The sequence below is a fragment of the Pseudovibrio sp. Tun.PSC04-5.I4 genome (assembly GCF_900104145.1).
Lineage (GTDB): Bacteria > Pseudomonadota > Alphaproteobacteria > Rhizobiales > Stappiaceae > Pseudovibrio.
In genome coordinates this window covers 1,722,089-1,746,191 of record NZ_FNLB01000006.1, presented here as the reverse complement: position 1 = coordinate 1,746,191, position 24,103 = coordinate 1,722,089, and the positions used below count along the sequence as shown (strand labels likewise).

Below are 24,103 nucleotides of genomic sequence, written 5' to 3'. Positions count from 1 at the left end.
GATGCTGAACGATTCTGATCGTATCTTCACCAACATTTACGGCATCCATGACTGGGGTCTTGAAGGCGCGCGTCAACGCGGCTCATGGTCCGAGACCAAAGAGATTATCGGCAAAGGTCGTGACTGGATCATCAACGAAATGAAGGCTTCTGGTCTTCGTGGTCGTGGTGGTGCAGGCTTCCCAACTGGTTTGAAGTGGTCCTTCATGCCGAAGGAAAGCGATGGCCGTCCGTCTTACCTTGTGGTCAATGCAGATGAGTCCGAGCCGGGCACCTGTAAAGATCGTGAAATCATGCGCCATGATCCCCACCATCTGGTTGAGGGCTGTGTGCTTGCTGGTTTTGCTATGGGCGCGATTGCTGCTTACATTTATGTACGCGGTGAATTTATTCGCGAACGTGAGCGTCTGCAGGCTGCGATTGATCAAGCCTATGATGCTGGTCTGATCGGTAAGAACAACAAGAACGGTTACGACTTTGATATTTACGTTCATCACGGTGCAGGTGCTTATATCTGCGGTGAAGAGACTGCTCTGCTTGAGAGTCTTGAAGGTAAAAAAGGTCAACCGCGTCTGAAACCTCCGTTCCCTGCGAACATGGGTCTTTACGGTTGCCCAACCACCGTGAATAACGTTGAATCGATTGCCTGCACGCCATCTATTTTGAAGCGCGGCGGGGCGTGGTTCTCTTCTATTGGCCGTGAAAACAATGCAGGTACAAAGCTGTTTTGTATTTCCGGACATGTGGAACGTCCTTGTACCGTTGAAGAAGCGATGGGTATTCCCTTCAAGGATCTGATTGAACGGCACTGTGGTGGTATCCGCGGTGGCTGGGACAATCTGCTGGCTGTTATTCCGGGTGGTTCCTCCGTTCCTTGCGTGAAGGGCGAAACTATCCGCGATGCCAAGATGGACTTTGACGGTCTGCGTGACGTTGGTTCCTCATTGGGGACCGCTGCCGTGATCGTTATGGATAAATCAACGGACATCATCAAAGCGATTGCTCGCCTGTCTTACTTTTACAAACACGAAAGCTGCGGACAATGTACGCCGTGCCGTGAAGGTACGGGCTGGATGTGGCGCGTGATGGAGCGGATGGTTAAGGGCGAAAGCTCTTATGAAGAGATCGACATGCTGTTCAAAGTTACCAAGCAGGTGGAAGGTCATACGATCTGTGCCCTTGGTGATGCGGCTGCATGGCCTATTCAGGGTTTGATCAAGAATTTCCGTCCCGTGATTGAAGACCGGATCGACCAGTTCGTTGCGACGAAGCGAACTGCGACCGACAAGATTGCGGCGGAGTAAGAGATGAAGATCAGCGCTGAGAAAAAACGTCTGGACGTGAGTGAGAGTGATCTTTCCGGTTCTGTGTTTGATAACTGCAATCTTTCCGGTTGCTCTTTCAATAACGTGAACTTGTCTGGTGCGCGCATTACAGATGTGAACTTTTCAGGCTGGTCCATCTTGGATGCAAACCTTTCTGGTTGGTCAGTCGAGAAGGTCAATCTTTCTGGGCTGATCCTGAAAAATGCCAATATGGCTGGCGCTCAGCTGAACAGCTGCCGGCTTGATGGCATGACCATTGATGGAATTGAAGTTACTGAGCTTCTTGAGGCTTATCGGGCTAAAGAAGCAAAGGGTGAGGACGCCAACGCATGACCAAGATTGTCGTCGACGGCAAAGAAATTGAAGTTCCTGCGGATTATACCGTTATGCAGGCCTGTGAAGAGGCCGGCGCGGAAATTCCACGGTTCTGTTATCATGACCGGCTCTCTGTAGCTGGTAACTGCCGCATGTGCCTTGTGGAAGTAAAGGGCGGACCGCCTAAGCCGGTTGCCTCTTGTGCAATGGGCGTGCGCGATCTACGTCCCGGTCCGGAAGGGCAGCCACCACAGGTCTTTACGAAATCTCCTATGGTGAAAAAAGCGCGTGAAGGTGTGATGGAGTTTCTCCTGATCAACCACCCGCTCGATTGCCCTATCTGTGACCAAGGCGGTGAGTGTGATCTTCAGGATCAGGCCATGGCTTATGGTGTAGATAGTTCCCGTTATGCTGAAAACAAGCGTGCGGTTGAGAATAAAGACATTGGCCCGCTCGTTAAAACGATCATGACACGCTGCATTCACTGCACCCGTTGTGTTCGCTTTACCACTGAGGTTGCCGGTGTTGCTGAGCTGGGGCTGATTGGCCGCGGTGAAGATGCTGAAATCACCACATACCTTGAAGAAGCGCTTTCCTCCGAGCTGCAGGGCAACGTGATTGACCTGTGTCCCGTTGGTGCTTTGACTTCCCGCCCTTACGAGTTCAACGCTCGTCCATGGGAATTGGTGAAGACAGAAAGCGTCGACGTGATGGATGCTCTTGGCTCCGCTATCCGTGTTGATACACGCGGCAGGGAAGTCATGCGCATTATGCCTCGTTTGAACGAGGCGGTGAACGAGGAATGGATTTCCGATAAAACCCGTTTCATCTGGGATGGTTTGAAGACACAGCGTCTGGATCGCCCCTATGTGAAGCAGAACGGAACACTTGCTCCTGCAAGCTGGTCTGACGCGCTGAACGCGGTTGCGTCAAAGGTCAAAGCTGCTGGCGGTTCCAAAACTGCCGCGATTGCTGGTGACCTTGCTTCTGTTGAAGATCTATTTGCCATGAAGGCTCTGATGAGCTCTTTGGGCAGTGCAAATATGGATTGTCGTCAGGATGGTGCTCAGCTTGACCCATCTCTTGGCCGGACAACTTATTTGTTCAATACTTCCGTGGAAGGCATTGAAGATGCTGACGCGATTCTGCTTGTGGGCGCAAATCCACGTATAGAAGCGCCAGTGCTTAATGCTCGTATCCGCAAGACATGGCGTCAGGGCGCTCTCAAAGTTGGCGTGATTGGCCAGCCGGTAGACCTGACCTTTGACAGTGAATACCTCGGTGCAGGCCCTGATACACTTGCTGACATTGCTTCTGGCAAACACGCATTTGCACAGGTGCTGAAAAACGCGAAAAAGCCGATGATCATCGTTGGTGAAGGCGCGATTGCACGCGATGACGGTGCTGCTGTTCTTTCTGCTGCTGCAAAGCTGGCAGAAAGCGTTGGTGCAGTCAGCGAAGAGTGGAACGGCTTTAACGTTCTGCACACCGCTGCAAGCCGTGTTGGTGGTCTTGATCTCGGGTTTGTTCCGGGTGAGGGCGGTCTGAATACCGGCGGTATTCAGGATGCAGCTGCCAAGGGTGATGTTGAAGTTGTGTTCTTGCTTGGTGCAGATGAACTGGACATGTCTTCCTTCGGGGATGCGTTCGTCGTTTACATCGGTACGCACGGTGATCGCGGTGCACACCGCGCTGACGTAATTCTCCCGGCTGCGGCCTACACCGAAAAACCAGGGACTTATGTGAACCTGGAAGGTCGTGTGCAGCTTGCTGCTCGGGCCGCATTCCCTCCGGGTGATGCGCGCGAAGACTGGGCGATTATTCGTGCACTTTCTGGTGCATTTGGTCAGCCTCTGGCGTTTAACAGTTTTGCGCAATTGCGCAGCGCTCTTTTCAAGGCAGTGCCTCATATGGCCAATGCCGGTTGCATCGCTAAAGGCGTGGCTTCGGATGTTTCCAAGCTTTCCGCTGTTGGTGGCAACATGAGTGGTGCTGGCTTTGCACAGGCATTCAGTGATTTTTATCTAACCAACCCGATTGCCCGAGCTTCAGCGGTGATGGCCGAGTGTTCTGCACTTGCCACGCAACGCAGAGCTGAGGCGGCGGAATAGGGGGACGGTGAGTATGGATTTTTTCTGGGATTATGGTTGGCCGCTGATCGTCATGCTCTTCCAGAGCTTGTTGTTGATGGTCGTGCTGCTGCTGATCGTTGCTTATATTCTTTATGCAGATCGTAAGATCTGGGCTGCTGTTCAGATCCGTCGTGGTCCAAACGTGGTTGGCCCCTGGGGCTTGCTGCAGAGTTTTGCTGATCTTTTGAAATTCGTTTTGAAAGAGCCAGTGATCCCGTCTGGATCGGATAAGTTTCTATTTTTGTTTGCACCGCTGGTGACAGTGGTTCTTGCCCTTGCTGCATGGGTGGTTATCCCGGTTGCTGATGGTTGGGCGATTGCAAACATTAACGTTGGTATTTTGTACGTGTTCGCGATCAGCTCCCTTGGAGTTTATGGCGTAATCATTGCAGGTTGGGCATCCAACTCCAAATACCCGTTCTTGTCAGCGCTTCGTGCTGCGGCGCAGATGGTTTCCTATGAGGTTTCTATCGGCTTTGTTATTGTGACCGTTCTGCTCTGTGTCGGGTCGTTGAACCTGACCGAGATCGTGTACGCACAGCAAGCACGCGGTTTGGCTCATGCACTTGGTGTGCCGTGGCTCACATTCCTGAACTGGTTTTGGTTGCCGCTTTTCCCAATGTTCGTGGTGTTCTTTGTTTCCGCACTTGCTGAAACAAACCGTCCGCCATTCGATCTTGCGGAAGCAGAATCTGAGCTGGTTGCTGGCTTCATGGTTGAATACGGTTCCACACCCTACATGATGTTCATGCTTGGTGAATACGTCGCTATCGCTTTGATGTGTTCCCTGATGACGATCCTGTTTATGGGTGGTTGGTTGCCTCCGGTTGATCTTGTACCGTTCACCTGGGTTCCTGGTGTTATTTGGTTCTTGTTGAAATCACTGTTGGTGTTCTTCTTCATCTCCATGGCAAAGGCAATGGTCCCTCGCTACCGGTATGACCAGTTGATGCGTTTGGGTTGGAAAGTCTTCCTGCCGCTGTCACTTGCTATGGTGTTTATCGTTGCCTTCGTGCTGATGTTCATGGGCTGGACCCCACCAGTCGGTGGTTTTGGAGCATGATCTCTATCGCTGGTATGATCGGCGGTGTGCTTGGAATTTATTTGGGTTGGCTGAACTACAGACTTCTTCTTGGATTTCTGCAGGCGGCCGTCACCAAACGGAAAGAGCTGGACCCAACTGTGAATGGTTGGGTTGAGCTGGCGGAACCTACGATCCGCAAACTCATTTTTGCCCTGACGATAATCGGGATCCCGATTATAGGATACCTCGCCGGATCAGAACTTGTTCCATAAGTGAGGCAAATGGGTAACGAGAACCGTGTATGACTTTTATGGAGTGTGCAGGTGTTCTCATGGATTGTAATCGATCTGCTGTGCCACCTGGGTACGGTTGATCAAGGAAAAGGCTGTAAAGGCTATGGGACTGGGACAGGCCGCAAAGTCGTTGCTGTTGAAGGAGTTCGTATCGGCGTTTTTTCTCGCCATGCGTTACTTCTTCAAGCCAAAGCCGACGCTTAACTATCCCTTTGAAAAGGGTGCTGTAAGTCCGCGTTTTCGCGGGGAACACGCATTGCGCCGGTATCCGAACGGAGAAGAGCGCTGCATTGCTTGTAAGCTGTGTGAAGCGATCTGCCCTGCGCAAGCCATCACGATTGAAGCTGGACCGCGCCGTAATGATGGGACGCGCCGGACTACACGTTACGACCTTGATATGACCAAATGCATCTATTGCGGTTTTTGTCAGGAAGCGTGCCCAGTTGACGCGATCGTTGAAGGCCCGAATTTTGAATTTGCGACCGAAACGCGTGAGGAGTTGTTCTACGATAAGGACAAACTGCTGACGAATGGAGATCGCTGGGAGCGTGAAATCGCTCGCAATATTGAATTGGATGCTCCTTACCGCTGAGGCGGTGGAGTAGGATTTGTCCGGTTATGATCTTCGGGTCTGGCGGGACGAAACAATAGGACAAAGGCAACCTTAACAATGGTTCTGCAGGCCCTGTTTTTCTATCTGTTTGCCGCACTTGCGGTGGCCTCTGCCTTCATGGTGGTTGCATCACGCAATCCGGTTCACTCAGTGCTGTTCCTCATCCTGTGCTTCTTTAATGCAGCCGGGTTGTTTGTACTGATAGGTGCGGAGTATCTGGCGATGCTTCTGGTTGTTGTCTACGTGGGAGCCGTCATGGTGCTGTTCCTGTTCGTGGTCATGATGCTGGATGTTGATTTCGCCGAGATGCGCCAAGGCTTTTTGCAGTATTTGCCAATCGGTGCGCTGATTGGTTTGATTCTGCTGGCCGAGCTTCTGATGGTTGTCAGTGGCTGGGTTATTGCTCCAGGAATGCTGGGCGAGGGGGCTGCTCCAACTCCTCCCGTTGAGCAAACACAGAATATCGCCGCTATCGGTGAGTTGCTTTACACCCGCTACATCTACTGGTTCCAAGTTTCTGGTCTGGTGCTGCTGGTTGCAATGATCGGTGCGATTGTATTGACACTTCGTCACAAGCCGGGCGTTCGCCGTCAGAATATTTCTGAGCAGGTTGCCCGTCGTCCTGAGACCGCTATTGAAGTGGTCAAAGTTGAAAGTGGCAAAGGACTATAAGGCACGCATGTCGCGGGTCTTAAACCTTAATCCGATCCGGAGAGAGTGCCTTTGCAAAAAGGCTTTTTCTTCGGAGTTTGAATAGAACACGGGGAGCACTGAGAGGCGCCCATGGAAATTGGCATTGCGCATTATCTCGGGGTCGCAGCGATCCTATTCACCATTGGGATCTTTGGCATCTTTCTTAACCGAAAGAACGTCATCGTGATCCTGATGTCTATCGAGCTCCTTTTGCTCGCAGTTAATATCAACCTAGTGGCGTTCTCCTACTTCATGCAGGACATGGTTGGTCAGATCTTTGCGCTCCTGGTGCTAACCGTTGCAGCTGCAGAGGCGGCCATTGGCCTTGCTATCTTGGTTGTTTACTTCCGTAACCGCGGCTCTATTGCCGTGGAAGACATCAATATGATGAAAGGCTGAGGGGCGGATGTTTTCAGCAATCGTTTTTCTGCCGTTGCTTGGCTTCCTGATTGTCGGGCTATTCGGCAATCGGCTTGGGGTCAAAGCCAGCGAGTACATAACCAGCGGCTTTATGATAGTCGCAGCCCTTCTTTCGTGGGTGGTGTTTTTTCAATTCGGTCTTGGGTCAGAAACCACAAGGATTGAGCCTATTTTCCGTTGGATCACCTCTGGGGATCTGTCGGTTAGTTGGACAATTCGCGTAGATACACTCACAGCAGTGATGCTGGTGGTGGTGAACTCAGTTTCTTGTCTGGTTCATATCTATTCAATTGGTTACATGCACCATGACCCGCACCGTCCTCGGTTCTTTGCTTACCTGTCCTTCTTTACCTTCTCAATGTTGGCACTGGTCACCTCTGATGACTTGCTGCAAATGTTCTTTGGTTGGGAAGGCGTTGGTCTTGCATCGTACCTGCTGATCGGCTTCTGGTACAAAAAACCATCTGCAAACGCTGCTGCGATGAAAGCTTTCATCGTCAACCGCGTGGGTGACTTTGGTTTTGCGCTTGGCATCTTCGGCGTGTTCTACCTATATGGTTCAATCGACTTCACATCGATCTTCAGTAGCGGCGATGTCTTCATTCAGGGTACGGAACCTGTTTTGAACTTCCTTGGCTACGACCTGATGCCTGAAGCGGCTCTGACAGTTGTCTGTCTGCTGCTCTTTATGGGTGCGATGGGTAAGTCAGCTCAGTTCTTGCTGCACACCTGGCTGCCGGATGCGATGGAAGGCCCTACGCCTGTTTCCGCGCTGATCCATGCAGCGACTATGGTGACGGCTGGTGTGTTCATGGTTGCGCGTCTTGCGCCAATCTTTGAACTTGCGCCAAATGCACTGACTGTTGTGACGTTCGTTGGAGCGACAACGGCATTCTTTGCAGCGACCATTGGGTGTGTTCAAAACGACATCAAGCGCGTAATCGCATATTCCACCTGTTCGCAGCTGGGTTATATGTTTGTTGCACTTGGCGTTGGTGCGTATGGAGTGGCGATATTCCACCTGTTCACGCACGCCTTCTTTAAGGCACTGCTGTTCTTATGCGCAGGTTCCGTTATTCACTCAGTGTCTGACGAGCAGGACATGCGCAAGATGGGTGGTCTGCGTAAGCACATTCCAGTGACCTACTGGACCATGATGATTGGTACGCTGGCTCTTACCGGTTTCGGTATTCCATTCACCTACATTGGTACTGCGGGCTTCATCTCTAAAGATGCGATCATTGAAGCAGCTTATGTCAGTCAAAACATGTTTGCTGGGTATGCCTTCTGGGCGACTGTTCTGGCTGCTGCGTTGACCAGCTTCTACAGCTGGCGTCTGGTGTTCATGACGTTCCACGGTAAAACTCGCGCTTCAGTTGATGTGATCAAACACATCCACGAGAGCCCTTGGGTTATGCTTGTGCCATTGCTGCTTCTTGCACTTGGTGCTGCTTTTGCAGGTATGGTGTTCAAAGAAGCCTTTATTGGTGCGGATTACCTCAGCTTCTGGAAGAACGTGTTTGGTGGTACCAGCGGTGAATTGGAAGTCATTGCAGAAATGCACCATGTTCATTGGCTGGTGAAGCTTTCACCTTGGCTTGCAATGGCTGGTGGTTTCCTTCTCGCCTACCTCTTCTACGTCGCTAAACCAGACATGCCGAAGAAATTGGCAGAGCGCCACAAGCCTGTTTATCTGTTCTTGCTGAACAAGTGGTACTTCGACGAACTCTACGACTTCCTCTTCGTGAAACCGAGCCTGGCTCTTGGCCGCTTCCTGTGGAAACGCGGTGATGGCACTGTTATCGATGGATTTGGTCCTGATGGTGTTGCTGCTCGTGTGCAGCAGGTTACCGGTTGGGTGGTTCGTCTGCAGTCTGGTTACATTTATCACTACGCATTCGCCATGTTGATCGGGGTCGCCTTCTTCGTCACCCTGGCCATGTTCTCCGGTGGGGGAGTTCATTAATGAACGACTGGTCCATCCTTTCCATCACGACGTTTCTCCCGCTGATAGGTGTGTTCTTCATCCTATTGGTGCGGGGAGACGACCCGGATGCGAAGACGAATATTCGGCGCGTTGCGCTGATTACAACGAGTTTCACATTCATCACTTCCCTGTTTATCTGGGGTGGGTTCACGAACGAGAACCCAGACTTCCAGATGGTGGAGAAGTACAATTGGTTTGGTGAGGTCTTCACCTACCATATGGGCGTTGACGGCATTTCGATGCTGTTCGTGATCCTGACGACTTTCCTCATGCCACTTTGTATTCTTGCAAGCTGGGAAAGCATTCAGGACCGCGTAAAAGAATACATGATCGCCTTCCTCATTCTGGAAACACTGATGATCGGTGTGTTCTGTTCGCTGGATCTGGTTCTGTTCTACGTGTTCTTTGAAGCTGGCCTTATTCCGATGTTCCTTATCATCGGTGTTTGGGGTGGCCCGCGCCGCGTTTATGCAAGTTACAAGTTCTTCCTGTACACGCTGCTTGGCTCAGTGCTGATGTTGGCTGCTATTATGGCAATGTACTGGCAGGCTGGTACGCTGGATATTCCAACTCTCCTCAACGAGAGTGAGTTCCCGGCGGCGATGCAGACGTGGCTGTGGTTGGCGTTCTTTGCAAGCTTTGCAGTTAAGATGCCAATGTGGCCTGTTCATACCTGGTTGCCTGACGCACACGTGGAAGCTCCAACTGCTGGTTCTGTTGTTCTTGCTGCGATCCTTCTGAAAATGGGTGGTTACGGGTTCCTTCGGTTCTCCCTGCCTATGTTCCCGATTGCCAGTGATATGTTCGCACCGTTCATCTACACGCTGTCTATCGTGGCGATCATCTACACCTCACTGGTGGCGTTGGCGCAGGAAGACATCAAGAAGCTGATCGCATACTCATCCGTTGCTCACATGGGCTTCGTGACCATGGGTATCTTCTCTGCCAATGCGCAGGGTATCGAAGGTGCGATCTTCATGATGCTGGCACACGGTTTGATCTCCGGCGCTCTGTTCTTGTGTGTTGGTGTGATCTACGACAGGATGCATACGCGACAGATCTCGGCGTATGGTGGGCTCGTGAACAACATGCCGCGTTATGCGGTTGTGTTTATGATCTTCACCATGGCCAACGTGGGTCTGCCTGGAACGGCTGGCTTCGTTGGTGAATTCCTGATCTTGCTGGGCGTGTTCCAGGTCAATACTTGGGTGGCGGTGTTTGCTGCAACTGGTTTGATCTTGTCTGCTGCTTATGCTTTGTTCCTTTACCGCCGCGTCGTGTTTGGTGCGCTGGAAAAGGAAAGTCTCAAGTCCATGTTGGACCTGAGTGGGCGTGAAAAGCTGATCCTTATGCCGTTGGTCATTCTTACTATCTTCTTCGGGTTCTACCCAGCAGCAGTGCTGGATGTGACGTCCGCGTCCGTTGATGCCCTTATCGTAAATTACAATGCAGCGCTTGATGCAGGTGGCCTTGGTGCCCATGCAGCCGCTGCAGTGTCTAACCAATAACAGGGGAGCTGTGCACTCATGACTGCTGAGCTTCTAGCAATGCCCGACCTTATGCCAGTAATGCCCGAGATCCTTTTGGTTCTCGGCGCATTGGTGCTGCTGATGGTTGGGGCTTTTGGTGGAGATAAATCTACTCCACTGGTAACGGGTATCTGCGTTGCGCTGCTGACTGTTGCAGGTTTGATCCTGCTGGTTAGCCCGCATTATGGTACCACCTTCAATGGCGCTTTTGTGCAGGATGCGTTCTCGCAGTACCTTAAGATCTTGGTGCTGATTGGTTCGGGCTTTGCGATTGCAATGTCTGTGGCTTACGCGCGTTCGCAGAACTTTGACCGCTTTGAGTACCCGATCCTGATCGTGCTCGCGACTGTTGGTATGATGCTTATGCTATCTGCCAATGATCTGATCTCGATGTATCTGGGTGTGGAACTGCAGTCTCTGGCTCTGTATGTTGTTGCCGCCATCAACCGAGACTCTGTTCGTTCAACAGAAGCGGGCCTGAAGTACTTCGTCCTTGGGGCGTTGTCTTCGGGTATGCTGCTGTACGGCATGTCCTTCATTTACGGCTTTACCGGCCACACAGACTTTACTGGAATTGCGGCGGCTTTGACTGAAGAGCGTGCCTCCCTTGGTCTGGTGTTCGGTATTGTGTTTATGCTGGCCGGTATCGCCTTCAAGATCTCCGCGGTCCCATTCCATATGTGGACACCGGACGTTTATGAAGGTGCACCAACTCCGGTCACCGCGTTCTTTGCGGCTGCGCCTAAGATTGCTGCGTTCGGCATGCTCGTTCGCGTGTTGATTGAGGCGCTTGGCGATGTTGCAACAGATTGGCAGCAGATCATTGTGTTCATCTCCATTGCTTCCATGGGTCTTGGCGCCTTTGCAGCGATTGGTCAGAAGAACATCAAACGCCTGATGGCTTACTCTTCCATTGGTAATATGGGGTATGCGCTGGTTGGTCTTGCCGCTGGTACGCAGGAAGGTGTGCACGGTCTTCTCGTGTTCCTCACTGCTTACCTTGCAATGACCCTTGGTGCGTTTGCCTGCATTTTGTCCATGCGTCGCAAGGAAGGTATGGTTGAAGAGATTTCAGATCTTGCTGGTCTTTCCAAAACCAACCTGCCAATGGCAATGCTGTTGGGCGTTATCATGTTCTCACTGACAGGGTTGCCACCGTTCTTCGGCTTCTTCGGTAAGTTCTATGTGTTCATCGCTGCGATGGAAGCTGGTCTTATTCCGTTGGTGGTGATTGGTCTGGTAGCCAGTGTTGTTGCTGCTTACTATTACCTGCGCATTATCAAAGTCATGTTCTTTGACGAGCCAACCGGTAAATTCTTGCCAATGTCCGGCGAGATGAAAATTGTACTGGGCCTTTCCGGTGCAGTCGTTGGTCTGTTCTTCGTGATGCCGGAGCCGATCATGAATGCTGCTGCAAATGCAGCGGCCGTTCTGTTCTAGTGTCTGAATGATGAGCGGAATTTTAAAAGATGAAGGCCCGGTGCGATCAGCGCCGGGCTTTTGCTTTGAGCACTTTGGGAGCATTGGCTCCACCAACTCCTATGGCTTGCAAAAAGGGCGTGACGGACATCCGGGAAATCTCTGGGTCCGCTCTGATGTACAGCTGAGTGGAAGAGGGCGCCGGGGCCGGGAATGGACCTCTGAGGCTGGTAACCTGTTTGCCTCCCTTCTCTTGCGGCTTAATATGCAGGATGAAAAGATCGTTCAGTTGCCGTTTGTTGCTGCCCTCGCCTTGGGCGAAGCTATTGAACGGGCGACAGGTACTCACGGTTTGGTGCAGTTGAAGTGGCCGAATGATGTGCTCATTGACGGACAAAAAATTTCTGGCATATTGCTTGAAAGCGAAAGTGGGCCTAAGGGTGAGCTGTGCCTTGTGTGCGGGTTTGGCGTAAATGTATCGCATCACCCGGAACTTGGCGATTATGCTGTGACGGATTTGCGTAGCATGGGTTATATGTGCGAGCCTCAACAAGTGTTTGAAGCTCTTGCGCAAAGCTTTGCCAGATGGCTTGATGCTTGGAAAGCCGCGAGCGGATTTGGCGAGATTAGATCTGCGTGGCTGCGACGGGCGGTCGGACGGGGAAAACCCATTCGGGTCCGACTAAGCAATGAAGAATTTTCCGGTGTCTTTAAGGACATCGACCAAATGGGCCGTTTGATCGTGAAAATGGATCATGGCGGCGAACGGTTGGTAACAGCCGGTGATGTATTTTTTTCCTGAAGACGTGCACGAGGCGCGCCGTTGGTTTTCCAAAGAGCGAAGCCGTGCGTCCTTTAGGTGTTTAAGGAGAACCTGATGTCGAGCACTCAAGAGCTCGTGTTTTTACCCCTTGGCGGGGTTGGCGAAATTGGAATGAATTTGGGCCTTTACGGATATGGCCCGAAAAATGATCGACGCTGGTTGATTGTTGATTTTGGCATTTCGTTTGCCGGACCGGACATGCCGGGTGTGGATCTCATTCTTCCTGATATCCGCTTTTTGGAACAGGAACGCTCCCGCATTGAAGGGATCGTTATTACGCACGCCCACGAAGATCACTATGGCGCGTTGACATACCTTTGGAAACGTCTGGGACTTCCTGTTTATGCGACCGATTTTACAGCTCGCCTGCTAGAAGCAAAGCTGGTTGGTGACGGAGCTGACTACGAGATTCCGGTAACTGTTGTTAATCAGGGTGATCGCTTCCAAACTGGTCCGTTCGACGTTGAAATGGTGACCATGACCCACTCGATTCCAGAGCCATGTGCTTTGGCGATCCGTGTTGGTGGTCAGCTTATCCTGCATTCCGGTGACTGGAAGATTGATCTGACACCGGGTGTCGGCAAACCGATTGACTTGCAGCGCTTACGTGAGCTGGGCGATGAGGGCGTTGATGTCTTTGTTTGTGACAGCACCAACGCAGTCCGCGAAGGCGTTAGCCCAAGTGAGGCGGATGTTAAAGTCGAGCTGACCAAGCTCATCAAAGCTGCACCGCACCGTGTTGCCGTAACCACTTTTGCCTCCAACGTTGCACGTATGCGGGCCGTGGCGGAAGCTGCGATGGCGGCGGAGCGTGACGTCGTTGTGATTGGGCGTTCCATGCAGCGCACTGTCGAGATTGCGCGTGAGCTTGGGTATCTGGATGGATTAGCTCCGTTTCTGGATGAAGAGACTTACGGGTCTTTGCCGCGTAATAAAGTGGTCGCGCTTTGCACTGGTTCACAAGGTGAAGCACGGGCAGCTATGGCGCGGATTGCTGGTGATCAGCATCGTCAGGTTGCACTTTCTTCCGGTGATACTGTGATCTTTTCCAGCCGGACTATTCCGGGCAATGAGAAGGCCGTTTCCGGCATTATCAACGAGCTGACACAGCAGAAATTGCGCGTGATCACTGATCGCGATGCGCTTGTGCATGTGTCGGGTCACCCGCGCCGCGGTGAGTTGGATCAGGTTTACAATCTGGTGCGTCCGAAAAAGGTGCTACCAGTTCATGGTGAGGCACTTCATCTGCAATGCCATGAAGAGTTTGCACGGGGCAAAGGCGTTAAAGATGTCTTGATTATCCGTGACGGCGACATGGTTCGCCTGCATCCAGGTAGCTTGAAGGTGATTGATCACGCGCCTGCTGGAATTATCGTACGCGATGGCCGTTTGATGGCGCCACCTGAAGAAACTGGCGTTCAGGAGCGACGTAAGCTTTCCTATGGCGGCTGTGTCACGATCTCCCTGATCGTCGACGGACGTGGTGAGCTGCTTGGCGATATTGATATCGTTCTGTTTGGTATGCCAGATGAGACTGAAAGCGGTAAGCCGTTTGAGGATGCCGTGCGGGATGCGGTTTATGGAGCTGTGATTTCCATTCCTAAAAGCCGTCGCCGCGATGTGGAATTGGTGCGCGAGGCTGCACGGCGTGCAGGGCGTTACGCTGTGGTTGAGCAATGGGGTAAAAAACCTTTGTGTAAGGCATTGGTGCAGCGGGTCTAAATCCACTCTCGCTTCTAATTGATACGTTTTAAAGGCCGCAGATGAGAGGATCGTCTGCGGCCTTTGACCTTTGATCCTATAGACATTGCAGGGTAAACCTGTTCCTTAGCTGCTAACTTATTTTGGGAGGATACGTCATGATTGGACGCTTAAACCACGTTGCAATTGCTGTGCTGGATATGGATGAGGGCCTGAAGGTTTACCGCGATACTCTTGGCGGGATTGCCTCCGAAAAAGTTGCTCAGCCGGATCATGGTGTTTCGACAATTTTCATTGATCTGCCGAATACAAAGATTGAATTGCTGGAACCGCTTGGCGAAAATTCACCGATTTCCAAGTTTCTGGAACGGAACACGCAGGGCGGCATTCATCACATCTGTTATGAAGTTGATGACATTATTGCTGCGCGAGATCAGCTGGTTGCCAATGGCGCCCGCATTCTTGGTGATGGCGTGCCGAAAATTGGCGCACATGGCAAGCTGGTGTTGTTCCTGCATCCAAAAGATTTCCTTGGAACGTTGACCGAGCTGGAACAGGCCTAAGATCTCCATCTCCTTATTTTTCCAGCAAAAACGAACGAATTCCTTTGATTTTTGCTGGAGTGACCTAGGTATTAACCTGTATTCTACTGGTGGCTTTGTGCTAGAAGAGCGAAAGCGACGAACCGCAAAAAAGTAAAAGAAGCCACAGGAGTTGTGCTAATGGCCACGCCACTTTTAATCGCCATCTATTTTATGATGTGGTGGATTCTGTTTCTGGCCATTTTGCCCTTTGGCGTACGGACACAGGCGGAAGAGGGGCATGTTGTTCCCGGTACAACGGAAAGTGCACCCAAACACCCGATGATGTTGAAGAAGGTGATCATCAATACGGTTGTCACTACAATCGTATTTGTCGCTTTCTACGTCTTCATGGAATCCGGTTTGGGCAATGCGTTGTTTCCACTGGTTGATCAGCTGATGGGAAATGCGCCTTCCTAGCTCCTCTGAGGAATCTGTTTTGGAGCATTTGCTTAACGGCTATTACTTGTGTGATGCAAAACAGGGGCTGTCTTTTGAACGTGCATAATTTTAAGCAAAGCGATTCTTGGTAATCGTTTTTTTACTTTGGAGCATTCTCGAGTTCAGCTTTCTTTACTGAATGATAGAAATGGAAGATCCAACCCGGTAAAACCATGGGCCTGGTTCGGCAAATTATCAGGTCAGCTTCACACAGGAAATGGCGGGATTTGGCGAAAAAAAAGCAAGGCCGAAGCCTTGCTATAAATACGAGTTCCGCGTCTAAACGTTCCCTTAGCACTTGCGTAGAGTGCCGGCAGCAACCAAACGGGCGCCCGAGAACCTTCCTCCCAAGACTAAAGATCGCGATACCTTGCAACACCGCTTAAAGGTGTTGTTTTTGTTGTTGAGGGGACACTAGCGTAATGATGTGAGCTTGTCATCAATTTGTATCAATTCGCCTCATATTTTTGCTTGCCTAAAATTTTAGCGGCAATATTTCAGATTTTCTGTGTACGGAAGGCTGTGAGGAAGGTTCTGCACAGCGTGCATGGGGAAATATGCCTTAGAAAATTGGCATATAGCCATGTTGACAGTTACAACAGGCATTCCTCTTGATAAGAAGGCATATAAAAGTAGTGGGGGTTTGGTTTCGCTTGCCTCCAACTTCGTAGTCTTAAAAACTGAAGAGTTAGAACTTATGCGTTTGTCCCGATTTTTCCTGCCTATCTTGAAGGAAACACCGAAAGAAGCCGAGATCGTATCGCACCGCTTGATGCTGCGTGCTGGCATGGTCCGTCAGCAGTCCGCCGGGATTTATGCATGGCTGCCGCTCGGCCTTCGTGTGTTGAACAAGATCCAGCAGATTGTTGAGGAAGAACAGAACCGCTCTGGTGCTGTCCAGCTGCTGATGCCTACAATTCAGTCCGCTGATTTGTGGCGTGAAAGCGGGCGTTATGATGCGTATGGCAAAGAGATGCTGCGCATTGAAGATCGCCATGAGCGTGAGATGTTGTTTGGCCCAACCAACGAGGAGATGATCACTGACATCTTCCGTAGTTCTGTCCGCTCTTACAAAGATTTGCCGCTGAACCTCTACCACGTGCAGTGGAAGTTCCGTGATGAAGTTCGCCCTCGGTTCGGCATTATGCGTGGCCGTGAATTCCTGATGAAGGATGCCTATTCCTTCGATCTGGATAAAGAGAGCGCGACTGAAGCGTACCGCCGTATGTTTGTGGCTTACTTGCGTACATTCTCGCGCATGGGCCTGACCGCGATTCCAATGAAGGCTGATACAGGTCCAATCGGCGGCGATCTGTCTCACGAGTTTATCGTGCTGGCCTCTACCGGCGAGAGTGAAGTGTTCCTTGATAAGGACATTCTTGAGCTTCCAATTCCGGCTGAAGACGTTGACTTTAACGGTGATCTGTCCGGCATTATTGATCAATGGACCACGCCTTATGCGGCAACTGACGAAATGCATGATGAGGCAGCGTTCAATGCTGTTGCAGAAGACAAAAAAATCTCTGCGCGCGGTATTGAAGTTGGTCACATTTTCTACTTCGGTACGAAATATTCCGAGCCAATGGGCGCGAAGGTGATGACAGCTGAAGGTAAGGAAACGCCTGTTCATATGGGCTCTTACGGCATTGGCGTGTCTCGTTTGCTGGGCGCTATCATTGAAGCGTGCCATGACGAAAACGGCATTATCTGGCCGAAAGAAGTTGCACCGTTCCATGTTGGTATTATCAATATGAAGGTGGGTTCTGAGTGTGATGAGGTTTGTGAAAGTCTTTACGCTGAGCTGGAAAAAGTTGGCGTTGAAGTGCTTTACGATGACCGCAAAACCAGTGCTGGCTCTAAATTCGCGAGCATGGACCTGATCGGTTTGCCCTATCAGCTTGTTGTTGGTCCGCGTGGGCTGAAGACTGGTGAAGTTGAGGTGAAAGACCGCGCAACGGGTGATCGTGAAATGTTGAGCCCGGAAGCGGCTGTTCATAAACTGATTTCTGCCTTAAAGGGCTGATATAAGTGGAGTTTAGGGGTATCCTCTAGATTCCATGGGTAGATACTGGATTCGGCGGCCTGTGGGTTGCCGGATTTTTACTCAGCATGTATGGCGCAGTCCACTTAGCCTTCCTATATGCATAGGTGGCACTTTGAGCGGGCAGGCGGAAACGGAGAATTGTCTAGTATGACGGCAGCGATTCAGGCGGCTCATCCCGGTAAGACCCGGTGGTTTGCACCCTTTGAGTGGATGCTGGCAGGGCGGTATTTACGTTCCAGACGCAAAGAAACATTTATTTCTATTATTGCTGGTCTTTCCTTCTTGGGGATCACTCTGGGCGTTGCAACACTCATCATTGTTATGGCGGTGATGAACGGATTCCGCACTGAGCTTCTTACAAAAATCCTCGGTATCAATGGTCATGTGCTAGTGCAGCCTATTGATAGCCCCTTGAATGATTACGACAATACCACGCTTCGGCTTGCTGGTATTGATGGTGTCGATTTTGCTATGCCTTTCGTTGAAGGGCAGGCCATGATTTCCGGCCCTAGTGCTGACCTTGGTGCGCTGTTTCGCGGCGTTCGCAAAACGGACCTGGATAAGCTCAAGTTGGTTTCCGGTAACGTGCTGCTTGGTACGCTGGATGGCTTTGATAAGGGCGATGGGATCGCGATTGGCTCTCGCCTCGCGCGTCAGCTTGGCGTGACTGTTGGTGATACGGTGCGTGTGATTACACCGCGCGGTAGCATAACGCCAATGGGCATGACCCCTCGTGTGAAGGGTTATCCTGTTTCCGCAATCTTCCAGATTGGTATGAGCGAGTATGATGGCACGATTGCCTTTATGCCGTTTGAAGAGGCGCAGCTTTACTTCAACAAAGAAGGGCTTGCGACCGGTATCGAAGTTTATGCCGATGATCCGGATGCTGTTGGGCCCTTGCGTCCGCTGATTGAGGAAGAGGCAGGGCGTCCTGTTTATGTCTCCGATTGGCGTCAACGTAATATGACGTTCTTCTCCGCATTGGAAGTTGAGCGGAATGTGATGTTTATTATTCTGACGTTGATCGTGCTTGTGGCTGCACTCAACATTATCTCTGGCATGACCATGCTGGTGAAAGATAAGGGACGTGATATTGCCGTGCTGCGTACCATGGGTGCGACAAGAGGCGCTGTCATGCGGATTTTTATTATCACTGGTGCCAGCATCGGAACCATTGGCACGCTTGCCGGATTTATTCTGGGCACTGTGGTGTGTTGGAACATTGAAAGTATTCGTCAGGGGATCTCCTGGTTAACGGCCACTGAGCTGTTTTCTCCGGAGCTCTATTTCCTCTCTAAACTTCCAGCCGAGATGGACCCAAATGAGACGACGACTGTTGTTGTTATGGCTCTGGTTTTAAGCTTGTTGGCAACGATTTACCCTGCCTGGCGCGCAGCCCGGCTCGATCCTGTTGAGGCATTGCGCTACGAATGATGAAAAAGTCAACGAAATCTGATGTGGGTGTCTCTAAGCAGAATGAGGAACGTGTCCCTGTTTTGAGTTTGCAGGGTGTTTCCCGAAGTTATGTTGAAGGTGACAGCAAGCTAGAAATCCTGAAGGGTGCTGATCTGAACCTTTATGAAGGTGAGATGGTTGCACTTGTTGCTCCTTCTGGTGCTGGTAAGTCCACGCTAATGCATTTGGCTGGCCTTCTTGAGCGGCCACAGGAGGGTGAGATCATGATTGACGGGCGGGCTTGTTCCACTCTCAATGATGATGCCCGGACGTCTATTCGTCGTACGGATGTAGGCTTTGTCTATCAATTCCACCAGTTGCTGCCTGAATTTACAGCGCTGGAAAACATTGCGTTGCCGCAGATGATTTGCGGTCTCAAGCGCAAAGATGCGGAAGAACGGGCACGGCAGTTGCTCTCCTATATGCGTCTTGCGGAGAGGGAGAGCCATCGCCCTTCTGAGCTCTCCGGTGGTGAGCAGCAGCGGGTTGCTATTGCCCGGGCAGTCGCTAACGCTCCTCGGCTTTTGCTGGCGGATGAACCAACCGGCAATCTGGATCCCAAAACGTCTCAATATGTGTTTGAGGCATTGACTGCTCTGGTTCGTGCATCCGGTTTTGCAGCTATGCTAGCGACTCATAATTTGGAGATTGCCAAACAAATGGATAGGCGAATAACCTTGCGAGATGGCAAAGTCGTCGAGCTACCATAAAACACTTCAATGCCAGCGATTGAGTCGCTGGCATTTTTACATTTGCCAGTTTGTTCTCCGTTAGGAATGCGCGTTCCACGCGGTTTGAGACCACCTAACTTCCCCTCCTAAATCAACTGTAATTTTGCCATTAACGCTTCTGCACTGCGCAAGTGGTTGGTTCTGCCTGTGAATTTGAGTATCTGCAAGCAGATGATTTCTCCGATGTAGGGAGACACTTGAACCTGGAGTAGACGGGTATGTCCGGGATTAGACGAAGATAGACGGGTTAAGTGGGGGAGTTCTGCGGTTTGTTGGGTGGTTTTGGGTGTTGAACTGTGTCTATTTTGAAGGGCTTGATGGACACTTGTTTTTAGAGTGAATTGCCAGATGGACACTTGAATCTGGAGTTCGAAGGGTTGCTGGAGTTTTAGCCGTTGACCTTTCGAAGACCCTTCGAAGCCGCAGAAAGCTGCCGATTTTGAGCGCTGGCGATTAGCCTCTTTCCCCTTGTATCAAGTGAATCGGTATCGGAGAAGTAGGAACTGGCTTCCAAGTTCTGTTTCTGGCGGAGTTCTGCGGATAACTCTGCTTTTGCCATTTTAGAACTTGGAACGAATTCTGAGGATTTTTGGTGAAATCGGGTATTTGGCTGCAAATTGGGTTTTGCGGGCGGAGTGGTGAAGGCTCACCAGAATCACAAAATCTGGTGGCGTTCGAAGATCGTTCGAAAAAGCTTCGAAGCATCCCTATTGATCTGCAACTTGAGATATGTGTGCTGGTGATTTCTGGTGGACAATTGCAGGTTGCACGTAATGAATACCTACGCGCGGATAGTGCCTTCCCGTAGGGCGAGGTATGCGAGAATAGCGGTGATCACCAATTTTAAGCCCGGCGTTTGCTTGTTGCCTGGTCAGTGTGGGCTTGCATCAGGTCTTTGATGAGGCGGCGTTTGAGCAATGCCATGAGTGCGAGGCGCTCTTCTTCATCATCAGGCTCATGCGCCAGCACTATATACTCTTCATATTTTTCCGCAGCCAACCGCCCAAGATCTACATCCGAGATGCGCACGCTTGATTCAGCGTAGGCTTTGCGTGTGGTTTCCAGCACACGGGCAAAGAATTCCTTTTCAATTGCAGCGGCTTTGGGTGCGTCTTGTTCATTTAGGCGCATTGGTCCTTCGCCGAGGATGAGCCAGTTGAGGCTGACATCATGTACGTTGGAAATCAGTTTTAAAGTATCGCTATTAGGCAGGCTCTTGCCACTCTCATAATCTCTGTATGTGCGGTCATTGATACCTAGTCGCGCACAATATTCACCGCGATTTTCATCGCCGCGAATTTCTATAAGTCTTTGACCTAACTTAGTTTTTGATGTTGCTTTGCGCGCCATAGATTAAATAGACAGAAAAACGTCACATTAACTATTCTAAGTGACAGAAATCTGACCTAATGTCCTTCTTGTACTTAACTAGAAGCTGTTGCTTCAAAAAAGACAATCGCAAGGCTCCACCCTTTTGATTGCCGTGAATTACGAGGCATTTATGACGCACACCAGAGAAGATGACATGGATTCTGCCGAGATCCTGTTTCTCTTAAGAAAGGCAGGCCGATCCTACGCTTTTGTGGATCGTACTTACACCCTTCCCAAGGGCACCGCTGTTAATACTGCACGCCAGCCTCATCCTCGTGGTGAACAGGCATTGGCTAAAGTTCTCGGGCTTTCTCCCCTAAATATCTGGCCTAGCCGGTATGACGCTTCTACAGGCGAGCGACTGAGCCCTCAACCCTTGGAAAACTATCGCACACAGCGGATTTTGGCTCAACGTCAAAACGTCACACCAGATTTGACATGTGAGGCAGCGGCATGAGTACGAGCGCCTATGTGCTACGCCAGTACAGCCTGCAACCTGGTTTCATCTATTTCGTTGGTGATTGGGACAAACCCAGATTTGCCGATGGAAGCTTTCACATAATCGCCAAAACCAGTGTGAAGCTTGAGGATGCCAACCTGTTCACACGGGAAGCGGATGCTGACCAGTGGGCACTGTTCTTCAATAAGAACCAACCCGCCCATGCCCGTGCATGGCAGGTGATGAAGATAACTATTCACCCCGGTGTTACCGCTGTTGAGCCGCGTAAGACTGCTGCGATGGGAGGGGCTTCGTGATGACTGATATCAGAATTACGATCATTGACTCTTCACAATCTCGAAAGCCGCCGGTTCCCAAGCAACTTGCTGTGATCTTCGTGGTTCTTTCCGCTCTGTTTGGTCCCGGTTTGCTTGCCGGAAACGTTGCAATGCAATGGGCAGGGTTCTGCGTGTGTGTGCTGATGTTTGCAGCCACGGTTAAAGCGAATGTGGGCGACCGCATGACCATTGAAGACGCACGGGAAAAGCTTGAAGCGCTGGACGCAAAAGCGAAGGCAGCGGCCAAAGCAAAAGCAGAGGCCAAAGCGAAGGCGAAGGCTGAAGCCAAGACACACATGGAATCTGCAATTAAGCCACCAATGCCAAAGTGATAGGAGGGACTGAGATGGCTGATAATACACATCTAAAAAATGCCAAGCTGACCATGAGACTTAGGAAGATGGATGGCAGTTACGGAAGCACCGAAACGCACAAGGTGAGCCCTGACCAGTGGCAGCGGATTTGTGCCATTACTGGTGGGCCTGAGAAGCAAGAGGCATCTGTAACGGGCCTGAATACTGAGCAGGTTGGGAAGATGCGCGAAGAGTTTCTTGGCCTGAACCAGAAAGATACTCAGAAGGGCGAAACAAGCCCTAAAGAAAAAGAGCCCATCCGCCTTTCCAAGCGATTAGAAGCTACCGCAGAGGTGGTGAATGTGCTGCACAATTTGGGCTATGGAGCTTCAAATATGCAGGACATTCTGCTGTTGGCCTGTGCCGGGCTTACTCACAAAACTGGCAGGAGTACAAGAGACTTAATCGGCTAACTCTGCTTCCTCTGCGTCGTTAATGAGGTGAGGCTTTTCATCAACGACGAGCTCAACCATCTGCTTATAGAGCGATTTGATTTTCTTTTCAGCAGAATCTGAGTTCGCATTCGCGATGTCAGCGTTCTTTGAAATGGAAGCAGCAACGATATCAGTTGCCATTCTCATCAGGGCCACGCGCTCATCTGTTGGAAGTATTTGCATCATTCAACTTTCTCCTGTGACTCGTTTGGTTTGCATCTTTGAGTTTAGGAGAAATTGGCTTCGCTGTCCTCACCCCCTTCGTTGGACAGCGGAGCTTCCCCCGAAATTCCTAGAATTAAATGCGGTTTGATATGTCTCACTTGCCCTTAAAAGACATTGTTGTTCCTGAGCGGCTGCGGCCTGTGCATCAGGATTGGATTGAGGTTCTTGCCAGCTCGCTTGTTGAGCTTGGCCTGAAGGAACCAATTGTTGTTCGTGAGGTTAAACGCGGACGCTCTAAACAGATTGAATTGGTGGCGGGTGCGCACCGTCTGGCTGCTGCTGCCAAGCTGGGTTGGGATGAAATTCCGGTTTCTCTTGTTGAAGCCAGTGATTTGCAAGCGCGACTGATTGAGATTGACGAGAACCTGATGCGGCGCGAGTTGAACCCGCTGGATCGAGCTATCTTTTTAACTGCCCGCAAAGAAGTGCATGAAGAGATGTACCCGGACGCCAAACATGGCGGAGATCATGGCAATCAACACACAGGCGGGAGGCAAGTCGCCAACTTGGCGACTTGGCGCTTCTCCAAAGCCGCTGCTGAGAAAACAGGGCTTTCTGAACGCTCCATACAACGGGCTGTTTCCATCATCTCCAGACTTGCGCCTGATGTGATTGAGCTGGTGCGTGAGACTGGCCTTTCTGAGAGTGGCAAGGAACTGGAGGCGCTGGCAAAAAAAGAACCGGCAGCGCAACGGGCAATCCTGGGTGTGATTGCTGATGGAACCGCGCAGAAGGTCTCTCAGGCGGAAGTGTTGCTGAGCATGAAGAGCAGCATGGCCCCGGTGAGTGAAGAGGAAAAGGCTTTCCGCACATTGCTTGCCAGCTGGAACCGGCTGGGCCGCAAGCGCCGCCGCCAGTTTCTGGGTGAGTTGGGGCTGGAAGCTTCTGATGTTGTGCTTGATGCCAAGGTGAAGGACTAGCGTCATGGCAAGAGGACGCAAACAATATCGTGATGACCGGCAGACGGACATGTTTGCCGCAAACGGTCAGCCCGCGCAGGCCTTGTTTCCGGTGCACACGCCCAGAACTGACATCGAGTGCATGGATTTCTCCTACCGGTTGAAGCGGGACATGTCTCAGGCTTTGAAGGAATGCAGCCTTAGCCGTGAGGACGTCTCGGCTCGCATGGGAGCCATTTTGGGGCAACCCAAATTCAGCAAGGCGATGCTGGACAAATACACCAGCGAAAGCAGCGAGACCCACCAGATCAGCCTGTTACGTTTCAAAGCGTTTGTGAAGGCAACAGGTTGCAACTGGCTGTGGCAACGGGTGGTGGAAGATGACGGCCTGACCCTGATGGAAGGGGAAGAAGCCCGCCTAGCACAAGTTGGATTTGTGGAACAACAAATTCGCGAGAAACAGCAGTTTTTGAAAGATCTAAAATCCAAACCTGTGCGCGTTCGAGGGAGACGATAGGT

General features: G+C 51.1%; 27 protein-coding genes. 25 read left to right on the top strand and 2 right to left on the bottom strand.

What is annotated here, in order from left to right; translation table 11 throughout:
- Position 1 precedes the first annotated feature (1 nt).
- The 19 genes from nuoF (at position 2) to BLS62_RS13060 (ending at position 20,333) form a co-directional block, all read left to right on the top strand.
- Complete coding sequence (nuoF, locus tag BLS62_RS13150; RefSeq protein ID WP_093181473.1) at positions 2-1,303, top strand: NADH-quinone oxidoreductase subunit NuoF; 1,302 nt, start codon at positions 2-4, stop codon at positions 1,301-1,303.
- A gap of 3 nt (positions 1,304-1,306) precedes the next feature.
- Entirely contained in the window at positions 1,307-1,657 is a 351-nt protein-coding gene (locus BLS62_RS13145) for a pentapeptide repeat-containing protein (protein WP_093181472.1), read from the top strand.
- Positions 1,654-3,750, top strand: coding sequence for an NADH-quinone oxidoreductase subunit NuoG (gene nuoG / locus BLS62_RS13140; protein WP_093181471.1), 2,097 nt, complete (start codon positions 1,654-1,656; stop codon positions 3,748-3,750). Before BLS62_RS13145 ends, nuoG begins: the two co-directional genes overlap by 4 nt.
- 13 nt (positions 3,751-3,763) lie before the next feature.
- Positions 3,764-4,834 carry an NADH-quinone oxidoreductase subunit NuoH gene (gene nuoH / locus BLS62_RS13135; RefSeq protein WP_093181470.1) on the top strand — a complete coding sequence of 357 codons (1,071 nt, stop codon included), beginning with the start codon at positions 3,764-3,766 and terminating at the stop codon, positions 4,832-4,834.
- Complete coding sequence (locus BLS62_RS13130; RefSeq protein WP_093181469.1) at positions 4,831-5,067, top strand: hypothetical protein; 237 nt, start codon at positions 4,831-4,833, stop codon at positions 5,065-5,067. Before nuoH ends, BLS62_RS13130 begins: the two co-directional genes overlap by 4 nt.
- Positions 5,068-5,191: 124 nt before the next feature.
- On the top strand, positions 5,192-5,680 hold the full coding sequence (gene nuoI, locus BLS62_RS13125; protein ID WP_093181466.1) for an NADH-quinone oxidoreductase subunit NuoI: 489 nt from the start codon (positions 5,192-5,194) through the stop codon (positions 5,678-5,680).
- A gap of 78 nt (positions 5,681-5,758) precedes the next feature.
- A complete protein-coding gene (locus BLS62_RS13120; protein ID WP_093181462.1) occupies positions 5,759-6,373 on the top strand; it encodes an NADH-quinone oxidoreductase subunit J in 615 nt (204 codons plus the stop codon).
- Positions 6,374-6,484: 111 nt separating this feature from the next.
- On the top strand, positions 6,485-6,793 hold the full coding sequence (gene nuoK, locus BLS62_RS13115; RefSeq protein WP_057465603.1) for an NADH-quinone oxidoreductase subunit NuoK: 309 nt from the start codon (positions 6,485-6,487) through the stop codon (positions 6,791-6,793).
- Positions 6,794-6,800: 7 nt separating this feature from the next.
- Positions 6,801-8,780, top strand: a complete 1,980-nt coding sequence (nuoL, locus tag BLS62_RS13110; protein ID WP_093181460.1) for an NADH-quinone oxidoreductase subunit L — start codon at positions 6,801-6,803, stop codon at positions 8,778-8,780.
- A complete protein-coding gene (locus BLS62_RS13105) occupies positions 8,780-10,309 on the top strand; it encodes an NADH-quinone oxidoreductase subunit M (protein WP_093181457.1) in 1,530 nt (509 codons plus the stop codon). Before nuoL ends, BLS62_RS13105 begins: the two co-directional genes overlap by 1 nt.
- A gap of 18 nt (positions 10,310-10,327) precedes the next feature.
- The gene (gene nuoN, locus BLS62_RS13100; RefSeq protein ID WP_093181454.1) at positions 10,328-11,770 is read left to right on the top strand and encodes an NADH-quinone oxidoreductase subunit NuoN; all 1,443 of its coding nucleotides are present in this window, start codon (positions 10,328-10,330) and stop codon (positions 11,768-11,770) included.
- Between the two features lie 7 nt (positions 11,771-11,777).
- Positions 11,778-12,551, top strand: a complete 774-nt coding sequence (locus BLS62_RS13095) for a biotin--[acetyl-CoA-carboxylase] ligase (RefSeq protein ID WP_093181452.1) — start codon at positions 11,778-11,780, stop codon at positions 12,549-12,551.
- A gap of 75 nt (positions 12,552-12,626) precedes the next feature.
- Positions 12,627-14,294, top strand: coding sequence for a ribonuclease J (locus tag BLS62_RS13090; RefSeq protein ID WP_093181449.1), 1,668 nt, complete (start codon positions 12,627-12,629; stop codon positions 14,292-14,294).
- Between the two features lie 137 nt (positions 14,295-14,431).
- Positions 14,432-14,836 carry a methylmalonyl-CoA epimerase gene (gene mce / locus BLS62_RS13085; RefSeq protein ID WP_093181446.1) on the top strand — a complete coding sequence of 135 codons (405 nt, stop codon included), beginning with the start codon at positions 14,432-14,434 and terminating at the stop codon, positions 14,834-14,836.
- Between the two features lie 159 nt (positions 14,837-14,995).
- The gene (locus BLS62_RS13080) at positions 14,996-15,274 is read left to right on the top strand and encodes a DUF1467 family protein (RefSeq protein ID WP_093181443.1); all 279 of its coding nucleotides are present in this window, start codon (positions 14,996-14,998) and stop codon (positions 15,272-15,274) included.
- Between the two features lie 718 nt (positions 15,275-15,992).
- Positions 15,993-17,318 carry a proline--tRNA ligase gene (gene proS / locus BLS62_RS13075; protein ID WP_093188880.1) on the top strand — a complete coding sequence of 442 codons (1,326 nt, stop codon included), beginning with the start codon at positions 15,993-15,995 and terminating at the stop codon, positions 17,316-17,318.
- Positions 17,319-17,486: 168 nt separating this feature from the next.
- On the top strand, positions 17,487-18,773 hold the full coding sequence (locus tag BLS62_RS13070; RefSeq protein ID WP_244283585.1) for a lipoprotein-releasing ABC transporter permease subunit: 1,287 nt from the start codon (positions 17,487-17,489) through the stop codon (positions 18,771-18,773).
- Entirely contained in the window at positions 18,773-19,504 is a 732-nt protein-coding gene (locus tag BLS62_RS13065) for an ABC transporter ATP-binding protein (protein WP_208991162.1), read from the top strand. Before BLS62_RS13070 ends, BLS62_RS13065 begins: the two co-directional genes overlap by 1 nt.
- Before the next feature lie 613 nt (positions 19,505-20,117).
- Positions 20,118-20,333, top strand: coding sequence for a hypothetical protein (locus BLS62_RS13060; RefSeq protein WP_093181435.1), 216 nt, complete (start codon positions 20,118-20,120; stop codon positions 20,331-20,333).
- A gap of 35 nt (positions 20,334-20,368) precedes the next feature.
- On the opposite strand, the gene BLS62_RS13055 is transcribed toward BLS62_RS13060, so the two are convergent.
- On the bottom strand, positions 20,369-20,875 hold the full coding sequence (locus BLS62_RS13055) for a helix-turn-helix domain-containing protein (RefSeq protein ID WP_093181433.1): 507 nt from the start codon (positions 20,873-20,875) through the stop codon (positions 20,369-20,371).
- A gap of 151 nt (positions 20,876-21,026) precedes the next feature.
- Here BLS62_RS13055 and BLS62_RS13050 point away from each other — a divergent pair, with 151 nt between their 5' ends.
- The 4 genes from BLS62_RS13050 to BLS62_RS13035 are packed head-to-tail and all read left to right on the top strand — an operon-like array spanning position 21,027 to position 22,439.
- Positions 21,027-21,353, top strand: a complete 327-nt coding sequence (locus tag BLS62_RS13050; RefSeq protein WP_093181431.1) for a helix-turn-helix domain-containing protein — start codon at positions 21,027-21,029, stop codon at positions 21,351-21,353.
- A complete protein-coding gene (locus BLS62_RS13045) occupies positions 21,350-21,652 on the top strand; it encodes a hypothetical protein (protein WP_093181429.1) in 303 nt (100 codons plus the stop codon). The genes BLS62_RS13050 and BLS62_RS13045 overlap by 4 nt, the downstream gene beginning before the upstream one ends.
- Positions 21,652-22,005 (top strand): hypothetical protein, encoded by a 354-nt coding sequence (locus tag BLS62_RS13040; RefSeq protein ID WP_093181427.1) that lies wholly within the window; start codon positions 21,652-21,654, stop codon positions 22,003-22,005. The genes BLS62_RS13045 and BLS62_RS13040 overlap by 1 nt, the downstream gene beginning before the upstream one ends.
- Before the next feature lie 14 nt (positions 22,006-22,019).
- A complete protein-coding gene (locus BLS62_RS13035; protein WP_093181420.1) occupies positions 22,020-22,439 on the top strand; it encodes a hypothetical protein in 420 nt (139 codons plus the stop codon).
- Here BLS62_RS13035 and BLS62_RS13030 read toward each other — a convergent pair.
- Positions 22,428-22,646, bottom strand: a complete 219-nt coding sequence (locus BLS62_RS13030) for a hypothetical protein (RefSeq protein ID WP_093181419.1) — start codon at positions 22,644-22,646, stop codon at positions 22,428-22,430. The two genes, BLS62_RS13035 and BLS62_RS13030, sit on opposite strands and share 12 nt — an antisense overlap.
- A 128-nt stretch (positions 22,647-22,774) precedes the next feature.
- Here BLS62_RS13030 and BLS62_RS13025 point away from each other — a divergent pair, with 128 nt between their 5' ends.
- Together BLS62_RS13025 and BLS62_RS13020 are read left to right on the top strand one after the other, a co-directional pair.
- A complete protein-coding gene (locus tag BLS62_RS13025; protein WP_159436539.1) occupies positions 22,775-23,605 on the top strand; it encodes a ParB/RepB/Spo0J family partition protein in 831 nt (276 codons plus the stop codon).
- Positions 23,606-23,609: 4 nt separating this feature from the next.
- The gene (locus tag BLS62_RS13020) at positions 23,610-24,101 is read left to right on the top strand and encodes a hypothetical protein (protein ID WP_200798514.1); all 492 of its coding nucleotides are present in this window, start codon (positions 23,610-23,612) and stop codon (positions 24,099-24,101) included.
- Positions 24,102-24,103: the final 2 nt, after the last annotated feature.

Bases quoted from the DNA above. Each gene is read 5' to 3' on its own strand.
- nuoF (WP_093181473.1), top strand. From the start codon at position 2: ATGCTGAACGATTCTGATCGTATCTTCACCAACATTTACGGCATCCAT.
- BLS62_RS13145 (WP_093181472.1), top strand. From the start codon at position 1,307: ATGAAGATCAGCGCTGAGAAAAAACGTCTGGACGTGAGTGAGAGTGAT.
- nuoG (WP_093181471.1), top strand. From the start codon at position 1,654: ATGACCAAGATTGTCGTCGACGGCAAAGAAATTGAAGTTCCTGCGGAT.
- nuoH (WP_093181470.1), top strand. From the start codon at position 3,764: ATGGATTTTTTCTGGGATTATGGTTGGCCGCTGATCGTCATGCTCTTC.
- BLS62_RS13130 (WP_093181469.1), top strand. From the start codon at position 4,831: ATGATCTCTATCGCTGGTATGATCGGCGGTGTGCTTGGAATTTATTTG.
- nuoI (WP_093181466.1), top strand. From the start codon at position 5,192: ATGGGACTGGGACAGGCCGCAAAGTCGTTGCTGTTGAAGGAGTTCGTA.
- BLS62_RS13120 (WP_093181462.1), top strand. From the start codon at position 5,759: ATGGTTCTGCAGGCCCTGTTTTTCTATCTGTTTGCCGCACTTGCGGTG.
- nuoK (WP_057465603.1), top strand. From the start codon at position 6,485: ATGGAAATTGGCATTGCGCATTATCTCGGGGTCGCAGCGATCCTATTC.
- nuoL (WP_093181460.1), top strand. From the start codon at position 6,801: ATGTTTTCAGCAATCGTTTTTCTGCCGTTGCTTGGCTTCCTGATTGTC.
- BLS62_RS13105 (WP_093181457.1), top strand. From the start codon at position 8,780: ATGAACGACTGGTCCATCCTTTCCATCACGACGTTTCTCCCGCTGATA.
- nuoN (WP_093181454.1), top strand. From the start codon at position 10,328: ATGACTGCTGAGCTTCTAGCAATGCCCGACCTTATGCCAGTAATGCCC.
- BLS62_RS13095 (WP_093181452.1), top strand. From the start codon at position 11,778: ATGATGAGCGGAATTTTAAAAGATGAAGGCCCGGTGCGATCAGCGCCG.
- BLS62_RS13090 (WP_093181449.1), top strand. From the start codon at position 12,627: ATGTCGAGCACTCAAGAGCTCGTGTTTTTACCCCTTGGCGGGGTTGGC.
- mce (WP_093181446.1), top strand. From the start codon at position 14,432: ATGATTGGACGCTTAAACCACGTTGCAATTGCTGTGCTGGATATGGAT.
- BLS62_RS13080 (WP_093181443.1), top strand. From the start codon at position 14,996: ATGGCCACGCCACTTTTAATCGCCATCTATTTTATGATGTGGTGGATT.
- proS (WP_093188880.1), top strand. From the start codon at position 15,993: ATGCGTTTGTCCCGATTTTTCCTGCCTATCTTGAAGGAAACACCGAAA.
- BLS62_RS13070 (WP_244283585.1), top strand. From the start codon at position 17,487: ATGACGGCAGCGATTCAGGCGGCTCATCCCGGTAAGACCCGGTGGTTT.
- BLS62_RS13065 (WP_208991162.1), top strand. From the start codon at position 18,773: ATGAAAAAGTCAACGAAATCTGATGTGGGTGTCTCTAAGCAGAATGAG.
- BLS62_RS13055 (WP_093181433.1), bottom strand. From the start codon at position 20,875: ATGGCGCGCAAAGCAACATCAAAAACTAAGTTAGGTCAAAGACTTATA.
- BLS62_RS13050 (WP_093181431.1), top strand. From the start codon at position 21,027: ATGACGCACACCAGAGAAGATGACATGGATTCTGCCGAGATCCTGTTT.
- BLS62_RS13045 (WP_093181429.1), top strand. From the start codon at position 21,350: ATGAGTACGAGCGCCTATGTGCTACGCCAGTACAGCCTGCAACCTGGT.
- BLS62_RS13040 (WP_093181427.1), top strand. From the start codon at position 21,652: ATGACTGATATCAGAATTACGATCATTGACTCTTCACAATCTCGAAAG.
- BLS62_RS13035 (WP_093181420.1), top strand. From the start codon at position 22,020: ATGGCTGATAATACACATCTAAAAAATGCCAAGCTGACCATGAGACTT.
- BLS62_RS13030 (WP_093181419.1), bottom strand. From the start codon at position 22,646: ATGATGCAAATACTTCCAACAGATGAGCGCGTGGCCCTGATGAGAATG.
- BLS62_RS13025 (WP_159436539.1), top strand. From the start codon at position 22,775: ATGTCTCACTTGCCCTTAAAAGACATTGTTGTTCCTGAGCGGCTGCGG.
- BLS62_RS13020 (WP_200798514.1), top strand. From the start codon at position 23,610: ATGGCAAGAGGACGCAAACAATATCGTGATGACCGGCAGACGGACATG.